Here is a 19,028-nt window from a genome sequence, read left to right as displayed (position 1 = left end):
TCTCAACAGGGTCTAACCCACCATTAAGAGCCACGTAATATACTCACTGTTTGTAGTCTCTACATTATGGGGAAGGAAACTTATTTTCATTCCTGGGGTGAGAGCGAGAGATCATGATTGTTTTCTCTTACTTTGATGCTTTTAAGTATAAGAGAAAAGAATAAGCTGTGTTTTAACTGGACAGCGACTTTAAATTCAGGAAAAGAGCCAGTAAGCTAAGTATGAATGCACAAAATGGCTTATCCTGCGTTAAAATCGGTTTTAAATTTTATCAACAATCGATTACGAAATCAGCCTTTTTAAGAAGTTTAATGTGTATATGTTCCACTGTTTTCTTTATCTACCTTCGAATGGAGTGCTTGGTTCAAGCCTCCGGCAATTAAATTTGCCATGTCCTCAATAAATACGTCCACTTCCTTAGGCGTAACCATTAAATTATGTCCAAGTGGTGCTAAAACCTCATAAATCAGTTTCCGTTTTTCTTCTTCTTCTAATGTACCAATCATACCAAGGAAGGTTTGACGGTGCTCTTCTTCAGGTAAATCCTCATCCGTTAACTTTTTCTTCTCACCAAACGTCATCCCTGCCGGAACTAAAGATCGCGATGGACGATTTCCTTCGCGCAGTTCTTTTCCAAAGTGCTTGAGGATAAAATCAATCGCATCACTCGTAATCGAAACAGCGTCAACGACTGTCGGTACTCCAATCGCAATCACTGGAATTCCTAGTGTTTCTTCACTTAGCTCTTTTCGTTTATTGCCTACACCTGAACCAGGATGAATCCCAGTATCAGAGATTTGAATCGTACTATTCACACGTTCGATTGACCTTGAAGCTAAAGCATCAATCGCGATGACAAAGTCAGGCTTTGTCTTTTCAACGACCCCAAAAATAATATCGCTTGTTTCAATCCCTGTTAGTCCCATGACCCCGGGAGACAGTGCACTAACCGGACGATACCCTTCCTCAACATGTTCTGGTTGAAGTTCAAACAAATGCCTTGTCACTAACAAGTTTTCACTAACAAGCGGACCTAAAGCGTCTGGGGTTACATTCCAATTTCCTAAACCAACAACCAAACAGGAAGCATCCTCTCCCAGTCCCTTTTGTTTTAAGAATCGGGAAAATTCATTCGCAAACACACCTTGAACTTTATGCTGAAGTTCACTGTCTTGTTGACGAATCCCTTGAACTTCAATTGTTAAATATTGTCCTTGTTTTTTCCCGATTGCTTTTTCACCTTCAGCAGTGACTTCCACTAAAGATACTTTTATACCTTTTTCTTCTTTTTCCTTTATAATGACGCCTTCAAGTTGCGAGACATCTCTTTCATCATGGACCGTTTTGATTCGTTCAGCGAGCGCCATCTCTCGTGCTTCTACCGCCAAATCCGTCCGTACAGAATACTGGCTTAAATCAATTTGCTCTTTCATGCATTGGTCTCCTCCTTCAACATACTTCTTCCTATCTTTACCTCTGGTTTCAAAAAACATTCAAATCTTAACGCTTTAAAAATTCAACGAGAGTATTGCAATATTTTCAACCGTTTGATAGAATATCATTTGTTCTTAATAAATAAGAAAACGTGCTGGAAAGTCGAGTTCCATTAATTCTCGACGCTTTTTTAGGAGGTGAACGGAATGCCAAACATTAAATCTGCAATTAAACGCGTAAAAGTTAGTGAAGCAAATAGAGCACATAACATTACTGTTAAGTCTTCAATGCGTACAGCTGTTAAAAAAGCTGAAGCAGCGATCACAACAAACGATAGCGAAGCAAAAGCAGCATACGCTGCTGCAGCGAGCAAGCTTGACAAAGCTGCTGCAAAAGGTCTTATCCACAAAAACGCAGCTTCTCGTAAGAAATCTCGCTTGATGAAAAAATTAAACGCTAACGGCTAATTTTTTCTTCGCAAAAAAACGACCCTGAAAAAGGTCGTTTTTTTTATAGCTATTAGGAGGGAAATTCTCAGGTACATCCTCTCCCAAAACATGATGTACTTATTCTTTAAACTTCCCCTTAAACCAAATTTGCGCGATGACATCCTCTTCACCCAAAAATCCACCATTCAATCTGTTCTCTAAAATTAATTTATGTTCGATTAAGATTAAACAATATCATTTCAATCAAAAGTTCCTTTTTCATACCACCTGTTTTCATTTGGTAATCCGCATCAGCAATCATTTTCATGATGCGCGCCAATTCTTCGTCCGAGAAATACCTTGCTTGTCCGGCAGCAAGTTTTACCCTATATGGATGAACTTTAAGCGCCCCCGCGATTTGTTGCTGACCATACCCTTTACGAGCAAGTTCTTTAACTTGATACAAGAGCCGGAATTGACCCGCCAATAAAGCTAGAATTTTTATTGGTTCCTCATTTTGCTTAAGCAAATCATAATAAATCCTTAGTGCTTCCTCTATTTTTCGTTGAACAACCTTTTCAATCAGTGCAAAAATATTCTGTTCTAACGATCTCGCTACGAGCTTGTCTACCATTTCAGCATCAATTCTACGTGCTTCTCCAGCATACAAAGATAATTTATCAACTTCACTCGAAAGCATAAACAAATTGGTTCCAGCAAGGGTTAACATTAATTCGGCTGCATCCTCAGCAATTTGCACTCCATGACTAGTTGCTCGATCATGAATCCAGACTTTTAATTCAGCTTCATTTAAGCGCTTAGCCTCTCCTACTGCAGCGTTCCGCTTTAACTCTTTCGTGATTTTCTTTCGCTCGTCTAGTTTTTCATACGGAGCAGAAAACATAACAACAGAGTACGGAGCTGGCTCCTTTATATAAGCTTCTAATCTGTTAAGATTATGCTCAACTTTCCCTTTTTGCTTTTCTGAGGTTAAAAAAACTGGGTTTTGTAAGACAATCAGTCTTTTCTCTCCCATAAACGGGAGGGTTTCAGCATCTTCGATTGCTGCTTCAATGGAGGTTTCTTCCAAGTCATACGTAGAAAGATTAAAATCCATTTCCTCCTCGTCTAATACCTGTTGAACAAGCAGTTGTTTTGTTTCATTAATTAAAAAAGACTCTGTCCCATATAGTAAGTAGATGGGTTCAATTTTCCCTTTTTTGATTTGCTTCCATAGATCTAATACCAAAGTTCTTCGCTCCGTTCCTAACTTACTACTTCCTTTTTATCCTAAAGAAGCTTCCTTGTTTTAGCAAGCAAAAAAGAATCGCTAAGAAACCTAGCGATTCTGATATATGGTAAACGTTGATCAATAAGCCCCGGGTATCTAATCGACCAACGGTGTATCATAATATAAGTAGGAAAGATTTCGACTAGGCTGGCTTTTTAATGGGAAATCGACTATACTGAATTAAGTACTAAGGGGGGATGAACTGTGAATCAATTCGAAAAAAATGTAGTTAATAAGCGCAGCGATATCGCTGATGCTGGTGTTGGATTTGTTGTTTCGTTCGGTTTCTTTGCAACGATGTTCATCATTGCAACAGTCGTGCAAGTAATCGGTAGATAAGAAACTTACATAGCACGACGGTGGGGCTGCAAGATTGCAGTCTCTTTTTATTTGGCTCTTTTCTAAAACATTGTTGCTTTTTAGAGAAATATAATTGATTTAGCTATGATCTCATTTCAAAGCAAGTTTAGAAGAGGAGAAAAGAGATTACAGACTAAGTAAAACTGCAGCAAAAAGCTTATTTCGCGTTAAAATCAGCTTTAGGATCTTAACAACAATCTTTACGAATACAGCCTTTTATTTCTACTTTCCCCACTTCACCTCATTCTTTTATATATCCTATGGAACGAAGCGGTGAAAGGTTCCAACTTCCCCACGAAAAGTGAAGATGATTGCCCCATCCTGATCTGTACGGTATATCTCCGCTTGCAAATCGTTCAAACGGGTCAATACCTCCTCATGCGGGTGGCCATATCGATTCTTCTCCCCCACCGAAATAATCGCGGTTTCGATTTGCAAATGATTTAGAAAAGACACAGCACTAGACGTTTTACTTCCATGGTGTCCTACTTTTAAAACATCCACTTTCAAACCAGGATATTGGTTCAAGATGTCTTCTTCTCCTAATTCACCTAAGTCACCGGTAAACAGCCACGATTTTCCACCAAGCATTGTCCAAATGACAATTGAACCTTCATTTTTATCTTCCAGTTTTTCTATTGGACTCACCACAAAGAACTTACTCTTTCCCTGTTTCCATTTCGCACCTGCGTCAACATAAGTCACTTTAGTCTTCTCCCTCTTAGCAAGATCGACAACTTCTTGTTCGATAGCTGATGAACCTAAAGAGACAGGCATCAATATCTCTGTTATTTTCAGTTCTTCAAGCAGACTTAGACTTCCCCCTATATGGTCAAAATCACCATGGGTCAAGATTAGTTTATCTAACGACCGAATGCCTTCACTTTTTAAATATGGGACTAAAACATCTTTACCAACTTCAAAAGAATCCTTCCTTAGTTCCCAAGGATTTTTCTCAAAAGCAAGCGTTCCCCCAGTATCAATTAAGTAATTTCCCTTATTAAAGGGTAGGCGAATCAATATACTATCCCCTTGACCAACATCAATAAAAACAATTTTTCCATATGGCGAAAACGTAGGCAAAACGATTTGAATGGCAATCGGAATAAGCGGGAGCCATAAAAGGACTTCAGACTTCAATCTTTCATTTTCCCACAACACAAAAAACACAAGAAATACTACTAAATAGAAACTGAGAATAACTAGATTTGGTTTTCCCAATATAAATGTTGCTCCTGGCAAATCAGCAAGGCTACTAGACATTCTGCTAGCAACCTGAATCAACCTTTCAGCTACTAATAACAAGGGTTTATACATAAAAGGAAGAATCATTCCACTAAGGTAGGTCATAATAACAAGCGGGAGTAGGACGAAAGAAAACAGCGGAACAAATAATAGATTGGCAAAAATAGAGAGTGGCGACACTTCATAAAAGTAGGATAATAAGGTAGGTAAACTTGCTAATTGAGCAATAAAAGAAACGGCAGCTAACTTAGAAAAATACGTATGGAACCGATTAATAATTCCCTTTGATGAGAGAATGAGCGCAAAACTAACACCAAATGATAGTTGAAAGCCTGGTTGATAGATAATAAAGGGAGTAATCAAGATTAGGAGTAAAAAAGCACTGGACAAGATATCAAGCGGAGAAATTTTCAAATTCAGCTTACGGCTAATCAAAAAAAATAGTAGCATTAGTACCGCTCTATTTACTGAGGGTGACAATCCCGTTAGGATGGCGTAGATAGGGAGAGCAGTCAACAAAATATACTCTACCTTTTCTTTAGTCCAACCAATACAAAGTAAAACGAAATAGACAATCCCGGTAAGCATCGCGATATGAAGGCCTGAGATGGCAAGTAAATGGACAGTTCCTGTTTTTGCATAGGCATCCTCCACTAACGGATCCATTAAACTTCGATCCCCAAACAATAATGCCGCAAATATTCCAGCTGAGTCTTTCGACAGCGTCGCTTCTAATCGACCAATCTCTGCTTGGCGAAATCGTTTTATCTTTTCTATCCATGTTAGTTTCGTCTGCCAACAATCGGTTTGGTTTATTGCATCAACAGTATAAATCCAAAAGATACCTTGACGTTGTAGGTACATTCGATAGTCAAATGCATTAGGATTTGTTGCTCTGGGAGGCTGAGTAAGCTCACCGGCAACTCTACAAGCAATCCCTGGACCGATCCATTCTTTTAGCTTCGCTTTTTCCTCAGCCGAACGGATTCTGTATTTTAGCACAACCCGTTCAGCTCGAGGAGAAGCTGACGCTATCGCGGTTAACTGATTTCCATCAATTTTAATTTGATCGACAAAAGTTAACGGCACCTGATTTTCATCGCCCCGAAAACCTGTCACATTCCGAATTATTGCATTATGACCAACAGCCAAGTAAACTCCATAGAGGAGAACTACAATTAACAACAAAGGTCTTTTGAATTTCTTCCACTTATATAAATAAAATAGAAAAACAAAAAAGAGACATAAAAAAAGATAGTTTTGTTCAAAAACGGTTAATAAAGCTAGCAAAGCACCAAAGGCTAGATAAGCTAGCTTCGTTGTTAACATTTTTCTTTAAGAATAACTTCTCGGCAGTCTACCTGCACGGTTTGAACACCCGCTTTTTCAAATAACTTAATCGCGTAAGGATGATTTTTATAATCCTCGGCATAATACACCGTTTTAATTCCCGCTTGAATGATAGCTTTACAACATTGCAAACATGGAAAATGAGTAACATAAATATCGGCACCATCAGCCGGTACACCAAATTTAGCACATTGCAATAATGCATTCATTTCAGCATGTATCGTGCGAACACAATGATTTTCAATCACATAACACCCTTCATCGATACAATGATCTCCTCCGGCGATTGACCCATTATATCCACCCGCAATGATGCGTTTATCTCTTACAATTGTTGCTCCAACTGTTAATCTTGTACAAGTACTTCTCAAAGCCAGCAATTGACTTTGAGCCATAAAATATTCATTCCATGATATACGTTCCATCATTAACGCTCCTTTATCACTTTATCTAGTTTTTAGTTTAAAGGTTTAACAGCTCGTCCGCAATTTGTTATTTTACTGAAATTTGATCTTTTAATTTTTCAAACGTCTTTTCACCAATTCCTGAAATTGATTTTAAATCCTCAATTTCCTTAAACGGACCATTTGTTTCCCGGTATTCTACAATCGCACTTGATTTAGCAGGTCCAATTCCAGGTAAGGTTTCGAGGTCGCTAGTAGTCGCTGTATTGAGGTTAACCTTTGCTCCCGTTTCAGACGAGTTCCCTCCCCCAATCCCTTGAATTGGATTCACCAATCCTTGTGCATCTTCGCCTTGTTTCGGTATATACACAACCATTTCATCACTTACTTTCATCGCAAAATTAACACTTGAAGCGTCGGCATCTTTCGTTAACCCACCAGCTTTTTCAATTAAATGGATCACTCTCTCTTCATTAAAGACTTCATAAACGCCTGGATTTACAACTTCACCTTTAATGTCAGCCATCATAACCATTTTCTCTTCTTCATCACTCTCTGTATTTCCCTTTTGCTTCTCAATGGGATTTTCTAAGGACTGTTCTTCCGCTACCAAGTCTTCTTTCACGATAGCCCCTTCATGTTCGTCTGAAGTGAAATAAAATGTATACATAAAGAATACAAAAAGCATACCAGCACCTAAAACATAAAGCTTTTTTTCTTTTAGCCAATTAATCATTCATAACACCTTTCTTTCTTAAGGGAATAATTTTTATATAGGACACATAAGTTCTTAGGAGAAGTCAACGAATTGTAAGAAGGAGGGAAGGGATTTGAAAATAGGGATGATAGGCACCGGAAATATGGGGAGAATCTTGGCTGAAGCCCTGATTGATGGGAATGCCGTTTCCCCTTCTTCGATGATCGTTACCAATAGAACATTGATGAAAGCGGCTGAATTAAAAAAGGCGTACCCGGGGATAACTGTTGAATCAAGTGCTGTAGCTGTCGCGGAGCAAGCGGATGCTATTTTTGTTTGTGTAAAGCCACATGATGTTTATCCATTGCTTCAAGAGTTAAAGCAATCATTAACTAATGATAAGTGCATCATTTCGATAACAAGTCCAATCAGCGTTGACCAGCTAGAAAGTACTGTGACATGTTCTGTTGCAAGAGCGATTCCGAGCATTACCAACCGAGCACTTGCAGGTGTATCTTTAATCACCTATGGTAAAAGGTGCAGCGACGAATGGAAAGAACAATTGAATAGCTTATTACACTCCATCTCCAAACCTGTTGAAATAAATCCGAACATCACGAGGGTAGCTTCTGATATTGTCAGTTGCGGGCCGGCATTCTTTAGTTACTTAACTCAGCAATTTATTCTTGCTGCTGTCAAAAAAACTGAAATTGACTATGAAACAGCAACAAAGTTAACGAGTGAAATGTTAATTGGACTTGGAGAGCTTTTAAATAGAGAGTTTTATACTTTGCCTACCTTACAGGAAAAGGTATGTGTTAAAGGTGGAATTACTGGGGAAGGAATAAAAATTTTAGAAAGTGAACTGGGTGCAATATTCGAGCATTTATTCGAGGCAACACATGGGAAGTTTGAAGATGATTTAAATAAAACAAGAGACCAGTTTGGTATAGATTAAGGTTTCGACGTATCTTTCCAGGTTCCTTCTTTTTTTGAAAAAATTTTAATGTCGTTTGCTTTTACATTTATTATAGGAACAAAGAAGAGAAAGAAAGCCCTCAATTTATTTCGAGGACTTCCTTTCTTTTTCATTATTTCGGTTTTCCTGCTGCAAACAGAATTCGCTCTGCCTCGGGTTTCGGCCATTCAGCGGAGAAATCACCGCTTATTTCCAGCAATTCAAATCCCGCATCGAGAAGGAAGCTTTTATATTGTTCAATTTCATATGTACGTTGGTAATGATACTCATCGATTCGATCATATTGTCCTGTCATTTCATCCCGCACAAAAAAGGTTAATTCATGTTCAACACTGTGCGGATGTTCGCTAGGAAAACACTCCCAAATATAGGAAATATCCTCATCATTATACGTAAATGGACTATCGTGAAAAATCACGTCCATTTTAAAGAGAGAATGGACATCAAATAAAAATAACCCTCCTGGTTTTAAATGTTGAAATACACCAGCAAACGTTTTGACAACATCCTCTTCTTCTGGAAGGTAATTGAGCGAATCACAAAAGATCCCAACCATATCAAAGGTACCAAGGCTCGTTAGCTCTGTCATGTCTTGGTGATAAAAAGGAATCTTTAAGGCATTAGTTTCTGCTTTCACTTGAGCAACTGCAAGCATGTCTTCAGATAGATCAACACCGGCAACACTTAGTCCAGCTTTTGCTAAACGTACGGAAAGTTCCCCTGTACCACAAGCTAAATCCAATACCTCGTTTCCATCCACTTGATATTTTCGCGACAAAGCCAACACCCAGTCTACCCACCTATCATATGGAACATCTTCCATTAGGCTATCATATAGATAGGCAAACTTTTGATAGGTCATGGAGTTAATTCACTCTCGATATTTTCAATTGGTGCATCGCCCCATAAACGTTCTAAATTATAATAACTCCGTTCATCACGGTGGAAGACATGAGCAATGACATCTCCTAAATCAATTAGAACCCATCTCGCTTCATCGAAACCTTCCATGCGTCTAATATCAAAACCATTCTCTTCGGCTTTTTCTTTAATTTCTCTCGCAATCGCCTGGACTTGTTTATCGGAATTCCCATGACAAATCAAAAAATAATCAGAGACCAACGAAATCCCTTTCATATTTAAAACAAGAATCTCTTCTGCTCGTTTATCGTCCGCTGCTTTAACGGCTGTTTTAAGTAACTGGCGTTCTGTCATTCAATCAGTCCTCTCTATTTCTTACTAAATCATTATAGGTATAAAATGTATCAGGATATACAAGCTGATTCTTTTTCATGAGAAATTGAATCGAATTTCTCACTGACTGGATTAGCGCTTGATTAAGGTCACCCTTCGCAAGCTCCCTAACTTCATCTACCCCCGGGAAATGTCTACCTGGCTCAATGTAGTCAGCTAAATAAATGATTTTCTCAAGCAATGTCATTCCAACACGCCCAGAGGTATGGTATCGAATCGCATCAAGGATGGCTTCATCTGTAATCCCAACTTCTTTTTCAACAAGGTAAGCTCCAACAGGGGCATGCCATAGCTCACTATTATAATTTAGCAATTCTTTTTCCATTCCTTGGTCAAGAATGATTTGTCTCATTTCTTCTTTAGGACGAAATTTGGCATAATCATGGAAAATAGCTGCCAACTCGGCTTTTTTTTCATCAGCTCCATATTTCCTTGCAAGTTCAATTGCGGTATTCATAACCCCGATTGTATGCTGGTAGCGATGCTCTGTTAATTGTTCTTTTACCTTCACTAAAGCTAATTCACGGTCCATATAATCCATTCTCCTCTATATAGTTCCTCACGTTTTCTGGAACTAAGTAGCGGATGGTTCCGCCTTGTATTCTTCTCTCTCTAATGAAACTTGACGATAAATCAATCGCCGGCGTTTTCACCAAAAGAATTGAATAATCCGACTGACTGCTATACCGCGGTCGATTCACACCAACGAACTGAATCATTTGATGCAATTCATCAATTTTATACCACTTCGGTAAATATTCAATCATATCGCCGCCGATAATAAAGTGAAATTTATAGTCTTTATATTGTTCCGTTAGAATCTTCATTGTTTCATAAGTATAAGAAGGTCCTTGTCTTTTAAGCTCGATTGGTTCAATGGAAAAATGAGGATTCCCTGATATCGCCAATTCAAGCATCTCCAACCTTTGTTTATCAGTAACCTTTCCTTCTTTTTTCTTATGTGGTGGTTCATGGTTCGGCATAAACCATACTTCTTCTAATCCTAGAGCATGATGTACCTCATTGGCAATTAAAAGGTGACCTACATGAGGTGGATTAAACGTGCCTCCCAGAATCCCAATTTTCTTCATAGTTTTCATCCTTCCAATTAACGTGGAAGTTCGATCTGTTTATTTTCTCGAGACTCTTTGTACAGAACAATCGTATTCCCGATAACCTGTACAAGTTCAGCCCTAGCACCGTTAGATAACTTCTCGGCTACGGTATCCCGATCTTCATCACAGTTTTGTAGGACACTGACCTTGATTAACTCACGTGCCTCTAGTACATCTGCAATTTGTTGAATCATATTATCATTTACTCCACCTTTTCCAACTTGAAAGATTGGATTTAGATGATGTGCTTTTGACCTTAAAAATCTTTTTTGTTTTCCTTTTAGCATGAAGATCCTCCTAGTTGTTTCAGAACGTTTTCTGTCATCCTGTTTGTGTCAGGGAATATACTTGTCCATATTTCAAAAGCCAACGCTCCTTGATTGACGAACATATCTACTCCATTTTGAATGCTTGCTCCTATAAATTTTGCCTCTTTTAAAAACTTTGTTTCAAGAGGATTATAAATGATATCACTCGCGAAACAATTTGTCTTTAAAGCCTTAAAACGAATGGGGGTATCATCAACTTGTGGCGACATTCCAATCGAAGTCGTTTGGATTAGCAAATCATAATCGACTATTGTCTTTTCCGCTTCGCTAATAGATGAAACCTTTGTTTCAACTGAGAAAGGGCATGCTTCCTTTAGAGACAGTGCTTTTTCAACCGTTCGATTACAAACGTCTATTTCTTTTACGCCAGCTTCCGCCAATGAAAAGTAAATGGCTCTTGCAGCTCCACCAGCACCAATCACCAATACCTTTTGTTCAGTTAATGACAATCCTTTATTAAGGAGAGCTCGGACAAAGCCGCGGCCATCTGTATTAAAACCGATTAATTTACCATTAGTATTTACAACGGTATTCACCGCTCCGATCGCCTTTGCAAGTGGGTCAATGTCATCTAGCAGAGGGATAATATCGGTTTTATGAGGTACTGTGACATTAAAGCCCGAAACGCCTAGTGCTTTTAATCCCGTTACTGCAGCCTCCAAATTTCCCTTTTTCACATGAAAGGCAAGATACGTTGCATCAATCTCATTATGTTCAAATAAGTCATTATGCATGACCGGCGACATCGAATGCCCTATTGGATCCCCGATTACTCCATATACCTTTTTCATTGCTTTTCCCCCCAAGCAATCTCACTTTTATATAGTGATACTTTTTACTCCCTTTCTATAAAAGGTCTTTATACATTTTATATTAATGAATTTCGCAAGAAAACTTGAACGCCTTTCGGGACATGACCTGCTACTTTAGCACCTGCATCATTCACCGTTATCCATCCTAGTCCAGAAAAGACGATATCTGTTTTTGGCTCTTTAATTGTAAACTCGTAACGAACCAATTCCGGGAATTCATCCATCTGTTCTCTACGCGGTGGCGTCAGCATTTCCCCTGCGTGTTTTTGATACAATTCATCAGCATTCTCGAGTTTTGTTCGATGTATATTCAATTCATTTGATAAATAGCAGGTAAAAGATCTTCTTCCGCCGGCAAGATAATCAAATCGTGCTAACCCGCCAAAGAATAAAGTTTGTCCTTCATTTAATTGATAAATTTTTGGTTTTATTTCTTTTTTAGGCGTAATTACTTTTAAGTCACGCTTATCAACATAATGCGCCATTTGGTGATGGTTGATAATTCCTGGTGTATCCACTAAAGATTTTCCGTCCTCTAGTGGAATTTGAATCGTATCAAGAGTTGTTCCAGGAAAATGGGAAGTAGTAATAATATCCCCTTCACCTGTTACTTCTTTAATGATGCGATTAATAAAAGTCGACTTGCCCACATTGGTACAACCAACAACGTAAACATCCTTGCCATTTCGGTATTGATCAATCGCTGCAGCTGTTTCAGCGATGTTTTTGCCTCTCGCAGCACTAACAAGAAAAACATCTTTCGGTAGCAATCCTAAATCTTTCGATGTTTTTTTCATCCAATCGATTAATCGGTTCGGTTTAACTGATTTCGGTAAAAGGTCAGCCTTATTCCCAATTAGGATGACAGGGTTTTTTCCAGCAAACCTTTGAATCCCTGGAAGCCAGCTTCCGTTAAAATCAAAAATATCAACAATCTTAACAATTAAAGCCTCTTTTTGGCCAATACCATTTAATATCTTCAAAAAGTCGTCATCCGTTAAGCTTACATCTTGTACCTCATTATAATGCTTCAAACGGAAACAACGTTGGCAAACCACCATCTCTTTTTCTAATGAGGATGGTGGTGCGTATCCTAAGTGTTCAGGTTCCTCGGTTTGTATTTTCACACCACACCCTGTACACACTATTAGCTGTTCATTCAATGATTAATCCTCCCAGTTCAATTTTCCTTGTTTCCTAAACAAATTCAAAAGTCTTCGTTCGATTGCCCGATTAAACCTAGTTGCTAGTCCATCTGTCTGTGCAACTGGTACTACCAAAATGGTATGAAAACCACCTCTGTTACCACCAAACACATCTGTTAATAATTGATCACCAATGACAACCGTCTCATCCTTATTTAATCCCATATCCTTGACCGCTCGGTTAAAAGCTTTTGTCATTGGCTTTTTAGCTCGATAAATATAAGGTGTTACAAGCGGGTCCGCGAAAAATTTAACTCGATCTTCCTTATTATTTGAAACAATCGTGACGAGAATATCATTTTTTTTCATATTTTCAAACCACTCAATTAGCTTTGGGGTCGCAGAGGGGCGATCCCACTCTACTAATGTGTTATCCAAATCGGTGATAATTCCTTTTACACCTTTTTCTTTTAAACTCTCCGGCGTGATTTCAAATATACTTTTCACATGCTGATCTGGCAGAAAATGCTTTAGCACTAATTTACACCTCATTATTTATAATTGCGTCTATAACGTTAACATCATAACTAATTTTTTCCCTTGTTTCAAAAAATATAAAAAAGAATTATGTAAATCTATTAGTGTTTTCTATCTAAATTAGAGAAAAGCAAATCCTTTTTATTAAAATCGGATTAAAATAGCACAGAAATTTTTCGACAATTTTCTACTTCTCTCAACGTTGTGGATAACTTTACTAACATTATACCGCTTGGAAATCGTATTATTCTTAATTTTATAAACAACTTAACCACAGGTTATCCACTGCAATTTGTGGATAATTAGAACGGTTGTTCTACGTAATTAAATCTGATAGAGTAAGGGTACATTATCAGTAACTAACTAGTTTATGTAATTAATTCCCTTATTATACATTCATTTTCGGGGGTGAATGATTTATGCGAAAGCTTTCGGATGAATTGTTGATTGAATCTTATTTTAAAGCTAGAGAACTAAACCTAAACAAAGAATTTATCCAATTAATAGAAACTGAAATACAACGTCGATCTTTAACTCACAAAATTCGAGTTTCTTCTTAAAAGCGTCCACTGGACGTTTTTGTTTTGTCTAGTAAACAGAAAAAACGGCACGGCTTATTGCTGTGCCTTAGCCTGCTTTTTAACGTTCTAATGTACCTATCGTTTCTCCTACTTTAACCGGTTTAGGTAATTGTGGTTGTTCAGTAAAAGAAATCGCATTCTGTTTGAAGAGGAGTACAACAGTTGATCCAAAAGTAAAGTATGCCATTTCTTCTCCTTTACGAATGCTGTCACCGGTATGAATGGGTTCAATCGAATTGACAAACATGGCCCCAACTTTCACAACAGCTAGACGATCCTCCCCATAATTGATTTCTGTAATACTTCGGTAATTTTTTGCAAGAGTGTCCTTTCCATATTTAAGACCTAAAGAATTCACTGGATAGGAACGTGTCCCAAGCTTCCAGCGCTTAAATACTTTACCGGAAATCGGACTATGAATACGATGATAATGACTAGGACTTAAATAAAGTACCATATACGTTCCATCGTTGTAGTACTCAGCGGCCTCGGTACTTCCTAACATCTCTACAATGGAGTAGACTTTTCCTTTAACAGTAATTTGTTGATTTGGCTCAATTTCTCCGATATCTTCTATGACTGCATCAACTGGGCTCACAATTGCATCCTGTTGCTCTGCAATTTTTCTCATCCCTGGTTTCAGTTTTCTAATGAAAAACTCATGTAAACTTTCATAATCCTTTAATTCTTTTTCCATCTCGTCTTGATTGATCTCATAGATTCTTGCAAAAGATGGAACAATTTTTTTACTTGATTTCGACTGCGCGAACCTTTTTAAGAGAACTGAAGACCATCTCCGATTCGTTAATTCAATAAATAAACGATAGAAGCTTTGAATCAAACCAATAACCTCCGAAACTACCAATATGAATATCCATTTTCCTTGGCAAGTAAAATCATTTGTCCAATCAGTTGTGCTGTGAGTGACATTATACCATTTATTAAGAATAACGAACAAACTTTCAACGGTTTATTTAAAACTTTTCATCAGGCTGGCCGCACAAAAATGAAAACGATTCTAATAACTTAGATAAAAAAAAACAATCAGTACAGATTGGTTTTACTATGGGGGAGTTCCGGAGGATGTTGAAAATATGAAAGAATTATTAGGAGTCGCTTTGATTCTTATCATTGGATATATTCTTTGGAAGAAAGGGATTATACGCATTAAAATTGCTTCGTATCGGAAATACACCCATTTTTATAACCAAAACTCATGTCGAGCTTCTTATCAATTATTCGATGGATTCGATTATTTTTATTTTCGTTTTAACAAGAATTCGTCCATCAAGATGAAATACTCAGTTAAAGTAACAAAAGGGACGCTAACATTAATAGTTCTCAACAAAAAAGGAGAATCGGAGGATAAAGTATTCTCCAAAACCTTTTCTGATGACGAAGCAGGAGAATTTCAGTTTTTGACTGAAGCTAAATACCACAGTGTTAAATTGGTCGGGGATTACACACAAGGTAGTTGCTCGGTTGAGTTTGAACCGTTTGTTTAAATCGTCTAAATCCATCAGTATAAACTCGCTAGGTGAGCCTTGGCACTACCTTAGAGGTGTAGTCGCTAAGGAAAGACCTCTACAATAACAGTTAAAAAAGGATGCTACCGTTGCCCATTCCCAAAAACATGCTGACCCAATTAAGAGTCAGCATGTAAACTTACTTCATATTTTTCTTTTTTTCTTTTTCTGCTCGATAAAACTCATGGAACATTTTCATTAATGCACGCTTTTCAATCCTAGAAACATAACTTCTTGAGATGCCAAGCTCTTTGGCGATCTCCCGCTGTGTTTTTTCCTTTTTTAGATCTAAACCGAACCTACCAATGATGACTTCTTTTTCGCGCTCATCTAATACGTCGATATATTTTTTCACTTTTTCTAGTTCCATATTTAACTGTATCGTATCAAATACATCCTCAGACTCAGATTTCAGGACATCGATGAGTGAAATTTCGTTACCTTCTTTATCTTGCCCAATAGGGTCATGAAGGGAGACGTCTTTTTTCGTTTTTTTAAGTGCCCGTAAATGCATCAAAATCTCGTTCTCTATACAACGAGCTGCATACGTAGCAAGCTTTGTGCCTTTCCCTTCAGAATAACTCTCTATTGCTTTAATCAACCCAATCGTTCCAATGGATATCAAGTCTTCAGAATCTTCACCAGTGTTTTCGAATTTTTTAACAATGTGAGCAACGAGTCTTAAATTATGCTCAATTAACATATTTCGTGCATGTGCATCTCCTTCTGCCATTAATCTTAAGTACTTTTTTTCATCTGCTGAAGATAACGGTTGGGGAAATGCATTATTCTTAACATAAGAAACAAGGAAAACAATTTCCTTCACTAAATAACCAAGTGCTGCTAATATTCCCGACACTTTTCCACCCCCCGCGTAATTAGGCTTTTGCCTATAATAGATTCCTATGTAGGAACGGGGTAGATTGTGTATGTCCCACGAAAATCTTTTCGGTTGAAATTATTCCCAATATCATTTTTAAAAGACTGATCTTTGTAAAGATTGTTATTGAAATCCTAAAGCCGATATTAACACAGTAGCAGCCCTTTCGTATGTTTAAATTAAGTTTCAAAAACAAAAAGCACATTGCTGCTCCTAGCCGCCAATGTACTTTTTGATCTTCCTTAATCCACACTAACCTCCGCTGCGATAATACAACCAATCGCACCACAAATAATCATTCCCATAACCATTGAAAACATCGCTCACACCCCTTTTATCCTTTATTTTCGCTACCAATTTACCATATTTCCATAATGATAAAATGGAGTGGATGTGAACGTTTTAGTACATTTAATTCCTCTATTTAAATGATCTTCATACTTGTTTGATCAGTAGACAGACTCGAATTCATTTGGAAAGAATAGAGGAAGCCTTAAAGAATGCATAAAGTTTCCGAAAAGGTTCCTTCTTAAAACCTAAAGTCAATAACAATACATGTAGCGACAATTGCTCATCCTCCCCGTCTTATCATTAGGTGGAATCTTTCTCCACCCATAACACTTCCTGACGCTGTTGAATCACGTAAAACATCTTCATCTCCACCTTTCATTTATTTTTACTTGCAGATTTTTAGTACCTAATAAATTGTGCAGCTTTTTCCTTGCTTTCCTCATATCGTTTTTCAACCATTTGGTCATGGATTTCTTCTTCAATAGTAGTCTCTCGTTTGCTAATGGTAATGGTGAAAAATAAAAGATTTAAAGTCATAGGTTTTCACCTCCCTTGCCGTCAACTATTAATTCTCTTCACCCCAAACAATCTGTTGAATACTTTTACATGAAATGAACATATTCTTCCCCGCCTTTCGTTAAGTATCGTATTGCCAAAGTTTACTGTTAATAGTGCAGATAAGAATTTACTTTTCTGCTTGTTTCTTCATAACGTTTAGCAACTTCTCCATTGTGTAGTTCTTGTTCAAGCGTAGCTTCCCGTCTTTTTAATGTAATGGTGAAAAATAAAAAATTTAAAGTCATAGGTTTTCACCTCCCTTGCCGTCACCTATTAATTTCTTTACCCCAAACAATCTGTTGAATACTTTTACATGAAATGAACATTTTCTTCCCCGCCTTTCGTTTAGGATCGTATTGCCAAAGTCTACTTTTAATAATGCAGATAAGAATTTACTTTTCTGCTTGTTTCTTCATAACGTTTAGCAACTTCTACATTGTGTAGTTCTTGTTCAAGCGTAGCTTCCCGTCTTTTTAATGTAATGGTGAAAAATAAAAGGTTTAAGGTCATTACGTCTCACCTCCTGTCTACAACTATGACTAATGGACTTCTCCCCACTTTCCACTTTTCAGGACCTGTTCTAAATAAATCATTTTCATTCCACCTCTCCATTTTATCGTCTTGAAATTAATACTGATTTAGATAAGAATTAATTTTTTGTTTAGTTTCCTCATAGAACATTTCAACTTGTTGATCGTGCATGACTTCTTCTAACGTCGTAATGCGTTTCTTGAGGGTAATTGTTAAGAACAAAATATTTAATGTCATTCCATACCACCTCCTTTCAATTTCTTGTAAAAAATGGAAAAACCGCAGGGGACAGCTCCCCTGCGGCTAAAAATGGGCACAAAAATGCCGCAGGGCACGCCTCTCCCTGCGGCACGGATATGCTTAGTCAATAAAACGAACGAAAACTTAAGCGATCCATTCCGATCTGGTCGAATGCGTGTATTTTCCATATAGAACTCTTGCTGCTAATTCTGCAATCCAAGTTGTATGCTTCATCATTTCATTCGACCTCCTTAAGTAGATTTTACTTTCATGGTAATTATATCCACCGCTTATGTGTTTGTAAACATATTTTTCGCCTAATTTTCAAAATTATTTTTATACTATTATGCTAATAAAATAAAACACAAGCGATCATTTACTAAAAAGTGAGGGCGCTAAACATAAAATTCCACTGGTTAAAGATAATCCTTGTGTACATTTTTTTACATGCCTCGAAAAGAAAAAACGCCCTATTATGGTAACGGGTTTAGTTTTACAACATTTAATTATGTAAGTAAAATAAGTGCCAATTTGCATATGACATTGGCACTCACAAAAATTTGTACAGGGTATGCACCCAAAATTTGATATACAATTTATATCCTAAAAAAATTAAAAATAGTCGGAAATATTTCTGTTAAACTGCAGAATAGAGCTCGCTTCTGCCCATATTAGCGGAGATTTTCCGATTAAGCAAAGTAAAATTAGCCATTTTCACGTTTTTCAAGTTAATAGTTGGAATCCTTCCGTCTATTTAAGTTATTTCTAGTGTTTTTACCTAATTAAGAGAAATTTCTCCGCTTATTTATCAAACCGTGCTGACTCCCTTACTTGAGTCCGTGAGAGTCCGCTCTTTTTTTTAGTGGATAGGGAGCATAATATGAAGGCATTAGTGAACGTACGTGCAAGCAAAAAGGGGCTGTCTGATAAGTCCCTAAATTAAAGCACGTGGAGAAAAACGAGATGTTTTTCCCAACGTGCTTTTGTATTTTTTTGGTTTTTTCCTGAAAGTAGCTGGCGGATGCCTGCTACTTTCAGGAT

Annotated in this window: 24 protein-coding genes; 5 read left to right on the top strand and 19 right to left on the bottom strand. The window is 37.5% G+C overall.

Translation table 11 applies throughout. The features are described from left to right. Positions 1-308: 308 nt before the first annotated feature. Positions 309-1,433 carry a GPR endopeptidase gene (gpr, locus tag M3182_RS24915; RefSeq protein WP_251431521.1) on the bottom strand — a complete coding sequence of 375 codons (1,125 nt, stop codon included), beginning with the start codon at positions 1,431-1,433 and terminating at the stop codon, positions 309-311. 207 nt (positions 1,434-1,640) lie between these two features. Here gpr and rpsT point away from each other — a divergent pair, with 207 nt between their 5' ends. After that, positions 1,641-1,901: a 30S ribosomal protein S20 gene (rpsT, locus tag M3182_RS24910; protein ID WP_251431518.1), complete on the top strand. Its 261-nt coding sequence runs from the start codon at positions 1,641-1,643 to the stop codon at positions 1,899-1,901. Positions 1,902-2,091: 190 nt separating this feature from the next. Here the strand turns inward: rpsT and holA are convergent, their stop codons facing one another. Then, positions 2,092-3,111 (bottom strand): DNA polymerase III subunit delta, encoded by a 1,020-nt coding sequence (gene holA, locus M3182_RS24905; RefSeq protein WP_251560514.1) that lies wholly within the window; start codon positions 3,109-3,111, stop codon positions 2,092-2,094. A 246-nt stretch (positions 3,112-3,357) separates the two neighbouring features. Between holA and M3182_RS24900 the strand changes: the two genes are divergently transcribed. After that, on the top strand, positions 3,358-3,492 hold the full coding sequence (locus tag M3182_RS24900; RefSeq protein ID WP_251431514.1) for a YqzM family protein: 135 nt from the start codon (positions 3,358-3,360) through the stop codon (positions 3,490-3,492). A gap of 279 nt (positions 3,493-3,771) precedes the next feature. Here M3182_RS24900 and M3182_RS24895 read toward each other — a convergent pair whose 3' ends face one another. The 3 genes from M3182_RS24895 to M3182_RS24885 form a co-directional block, all read right to left on the bottom strand. Further along, positions 3,772-6,087 carry a DNA internalization-related competence protein ComEC/Rec2 gene (locus M3182_RS24895; RefSeq protein WP_251560512.1) on the bottom strand — a complete coding sequence of 772 codons (2,316 nt, stop codon included), beginning with the start codon at positions 6,085-6,087 and terminating at the stop codon, positions 3,772-3,774. Beyond that, positions 6,081-6,533, bottom strand: a complete 453-nt coding sequence (locus tag M3182_RS24890) for a ComE operon protein 2 (protein ID WP_349775477.1) — start codon at positions 6,531-6,533, stop codon at positions 6,081-6,083. Before M3182_RS24890 ends, M3182_RS24895 begins: the two co-directional genes overlap by 7 nt. Before the next feature lie 67 nt (positions 6,534-6,600). Next, complete coding sequence (locus M3182_RS24885; RefSeq protein WP_251560508.1) at positions 6,601-7,248, bottom strand: helix-hairpin-helix domain-containing protein; 648 nt, start codon at positions 7,246-7,248, stop codon at positions 6,601-6,603. Between the two features lie 94 nt (positions 7,249-7,342). Between M3182_RS24885 and comER the strand changes: the two genes are divergently transcribed. Beyond that, positions 7,343-8,167, top strand: a complete 825-nt coding sequence (comER, locus tag M3182_RS24880) for a late competence protein ComER (RefSeq protein ID WP_251560506.1) — start codon at positions 7,343-7,345, stop codon at positions 8,165-8,167. Positions 8,168-8,300: 133 nt separating this feature from the next. Here comER and M3182_RS24875 read toward each other — a convergent pair whose 3' ends face one another. From M3182_RS24875 to M3182_RS24840, 8 genes are all read right to left on the bottom strand, one after another. Then, positions 8,301-9,050, bottom strand: coding sequence for a class I SAM-dependent DNA methyltransferase (locus M3182_RS24875; RefSeq protein WP_251560504.1), 750 nt, complete (start codon positions 9,048-9,050; stop codon positions 8,301-8,303). Then, complete coding sequence (rsfS, locus tag M3182_RS24870; RefSeq protein WP_251431495.1) at positions 9,047-9,403, bottom strand: ribosome silencing factor; 357 nt, start codon at positions 9,401-9,403, stop codon at positions 9,047-9,049. Before rsfS ends, M3182_RS24875 begins: the two co-directional genes overlap by 4 nt. Before the next feature lie 4 nt (positions 9,404-9,407). Next, positions 9,408-9,974, bottom strand: coding sequence for a bis(5'-nucleosyl)-tetraphosphatase (symmetrical) YqeK (gene yqeK / locus M3182_RS24865; protein WP_251431493.1), 567 nt, complete (start codon positions 9,972-9,974; stop codon positions 9,408-9,410). Beyond that, positions 9,964-10,533: a nicotinate-nucleotide adenylyltransferase gene (locus M3182_RS24860; RefSeq protein ID WP_251431490.1), complete on the bottom strand. Its 570-nt coding sequence runs from the start codon at positions 10,531-10,533 to the stop codon at positions 9,964-9,966. Before M3182_RS24860 ends, yqeK begins: the two co-directional genes overlap by 11 nt. Positions 10,534-10,550: 17 nt before the next feature. Next, positions 10,551-10,844 carry a ribosome assembly RNA-binding protein YhbY gene (gene yhbY / locus M3182_RS24855; protein ID WP_251431487.1) on the bottom strand — a complete coding sequence of 98 codons (294 nt, stop codon included), beginning with the start codon at positions 10,842-10,844 and terminating at the stop codon, positions 10,551-10,553. Continuing rightward, complete coding sequence (aroE, locus tag M3182_RS24850; protein ID WP_251560502.1) at positions 10,838-11,677, bottom strand: shikimate dehydrogenase; 840 nt, start codon at positions 11,675-11,677, stop codon at positions 10,838-10,840. The genes yhbY and aroE overlap by 7 nt, the downstream gene beginning before the upstream one ends. A 77-nt stretch (positions 11,678-11,754) precedes the next feature. Further along, positions 11,755-12,861, bottom strand: coding sequence for a ribosome biogenesis GTPase YqeH (gene yqeH / locus M3182_RS24845; RefSeq protein WP_251431481.1), 1,107 nt, complete (start codon positions 12,859-12,861; stop codon positions 11,755-11,757). A 3-nt stretch (positions 12,862-12,864) separates the two neighbouring features. After that, complete coding sequence (locus tag M3182_RS24840; protein ID WP_251431478.1) at positions 12,865-13,380, bottom strand: YqeG family HAD IIIA-type phosphatase; 516 nt, start codon at positions 13,378-13,380, stop codon at positions 12,865-12,867. A gap of 419 nt (positions 13,381-13,799) precedes the next feature. On the opposite strand from M3182_RS24840, the gene M3182_RS24835 reads away from it, so the two are divergent. Continuing rightward, entirely contained in the window at positions 13,800-13,940 is a 141-nt protein-coding gene (locus M3182_RS24835; RefSeq protein ID WP_251431475.1) for a sporulation histidine kinase inhibitor Sda, read from the top strand. 79 nt (positions 13,941-14,019) lie between these two features. On the opposite strand, the gene M3182_RS24830 is transcribed toward M3182_RS24835, so the two are convergent. Next, positions 14,020-14,802 (bottom strand): phosphatidylserine decarboxylase, encoded by a 783-nt coding sequence (locus tag M3182_RS24830; RefSeq protein ID WP_251560501.1) that lies wholly within the window; start codon positions 14,800-14,802, stop codon positions 14,020-14,022. 253 nt (positions 14,803-15,055) lie between these two features. On the opposite strand from M3182_RS24830, the gene M3182_RS24825 reads away from it, so the two are divergent. Then, positions 15,056-15,466, top strand: coding sequence for a hypothetical protein (locus M3182_RS24825; RefSeq protein ID WP_251560499.1), 411 nt, complete (start codon positions 15,056-15,058; stop codon positions 15,464-15,466). Positions 15,467-15,626: 160 nt separating this feature from the next. On the opposite strand, the gene sigK is transcribed toward M3182_RS24825, so the two are convergent. The 5 genes from sigK to M3182_RS24800 all read right to left on the bottom strand — a co-directional run bounded on the left by sigK (position 15,627) and on the right by M3182_RS24800 (position 17,984). After that, a complete protein-coding gene (sigK, locus tag M3182_RS24820) occupies positions 15,627-16,346 on the bottom strand; it encodes an RNA polymerase sporulation sigma factor SigK (protein WP_251431466.1) in 720 nt (239 codons plus the stop codon). A 711-nt stretch (positions 16,347-17,057) separates the two neighbouring features. Next, positions 17,058-17,195: a YrzI family small protein gene (locus tag M3182_RS24815; protein ID WP_251560497.1), complete on the bottom strand. Its 138-nt coding sequence runs from the start codon at positions 17,193-17,195 to the stop codon at positions 17,058-17,060. 128 nt (positions 17,196-17,323) lie between these two features. Further along, on the bottom strand, positions 17,324-17,461 hold the full coding sequence (locus tag M3182_RS24810; protein WP_251560495.1) for a YrzI family small protein: 138 nt from the start codon (positions 17,459-17,461) through the stop codon (positions 17,324-17,326). Between the two features lie 127 nt (positions 17,462-17,588). Beyond that, positions 17,589-17,726 (bottom strand): YrzI family small protein, encoded by a 138-nt coding sequence (locus M3182_RS24805; protein ID WP_251560493.1) that lies wholly within the window; start codon positions 17,724-17,726, stop codon positions 17,589-17,591. A 117-nt stretch (positions 17,727-17,843) separates the two neighbouring features. Then, positions 17,844-17,984, bottom strand: a complete 141-nt coding sequence (locus M3182_RS24800; protein ID WP_251431455.1) for a YrzI family small protein — start codon at positions 17,982-17,984, stop codon at positions 17,844-17,846. Between the last annotated feature and the right edge of the window lie 1,044 nt (positions 17,985-19,028).

This window comes from Mesobacillus maritimus, from assembly GCF_023715205.1.
GTDB lineage: Bacteria > Bacillota > Bacilli > Bacillales > Cytobacillaceae > Mesobacillus_B > Mesobacillus_B maritimus_C.
This window is presented reverse-complemented; position numbering and strand designations above follow the sequence as displayed.

Bases quoted from the DNA above. Each gene is read 5' to 3' on its own strand.
- M3182_RS24810 (WP_251560495.1), bottom strand. From the start codon at position 17,461: ATGACTTTAAATTTTTTATTTTTCACCATTACATTAAAAAGACGGGAA.
- yqeK (WP_251431493.1), bottom strand. From the start codon at position 9,974: ATGGACCGTGAATTAGCTTTAGTGAAGGTAAAAGAACAATTAACAGAG.
- M3182_RS24805 (WP_251560493.1), bottom strand. From the start codon at position 17,726: ATGACCTTAAACCTTTTATTTTTCACCATTACATTAAAAAGACGGGAA.
- M3182_RS24890 (WP_349775477.1), bottom strand. From the start codon at position 6,533: ATGGAACGTATATCATGGAATGAATATTTTATGGCTCAAAGTCAATTG.
- M3182_RS24860 (WP_251431490.1), bottom strand. From the start codon at position 10,533: ATGAAGAAAATTGGGATTCTGGGAGGCACGTTTAATCCACCTCATGTA.
- rpsT (WP_251431518.1), top strand. From the start codon at position 1,641: ATGCCAAACATTAAATCTGCAATTAAACGCGTAAAAGTTAGTGAAGCA.
- M3182_RS24895 (WP_251560512.1), bottom strand. From the start codon at position 6,087: ATGTTAACAACGAAGCTAGCTTATCTAGCCTTTGGTGCTTTGCTAGCT.
- M3182_RS24825 (WP_251560499.1), top strand. From the start codon at position 15,056: ATGAAAGAATTATTAGGAGTCGCTTTGATTCTTATCATTGGATATATT.
- M3182_RS24885 (WP_251560508.1), bottom strand. From the start codon at position 7,248: ATGATTAATTGGCTAAAAGAAAAAAAGCTTTATGTTTTAGGTGCTGGT.
- M3182_RS24875 (WP_251560504.1), bottom strand. From the start codon at position 9,050: ATGACCTATCAAAAGTTTGCCTATCTATATGATAGCCTAATGGAAGAT.
- gpr (WP_251431521.1), bottom strand. From the start codon at position 1,433: ATGAAAGAGCAAATTGATTTAAGCCAGTATTCTGTACGGACGGATTTG.
- M3182_RS24835 (WP_251431475.1), top strand. From the start codon at position 13,800: ATGCGAAAGCTTTCGGATGAATTGTTGATTGAATCTTATTTTAAAGCT.
- yhbY (WP_251431487.1), bottom strand. From the start codon at position 10,844: ATGCTAAAAGGAAAACAAAAAAGATTTTTAAGGTCAAAAGCACATCAT.
- M3182_RS24800 (WP_251431455.1), bottom strand. From the start codon at position 17,984: ATGACATTAAATATTTTGTTCTTAACAATTACCCTCAAGAAACGCATT.
- M3182_RS24815 (WP_251560497.1), bottom strand. From the start codon at position 17,195: ATGACTTTAAATCTTTTATTTTTCACCATTACCATTAGCAAACGAGAG.
- rsfS (WP_251431495.1), bottom strand. From the start codon at position 9,403: ATGACAGAACGCCAGTTACTTAAAACAGCCGTTAAAGCAGCGGACGAT.
- aroE (WP_251560502.1), bottom strand. From the start codon at position 11,677: ATGAAAAAGGTATATGGAGTAATCGGGGATCCAATAGGGCATTCGATG.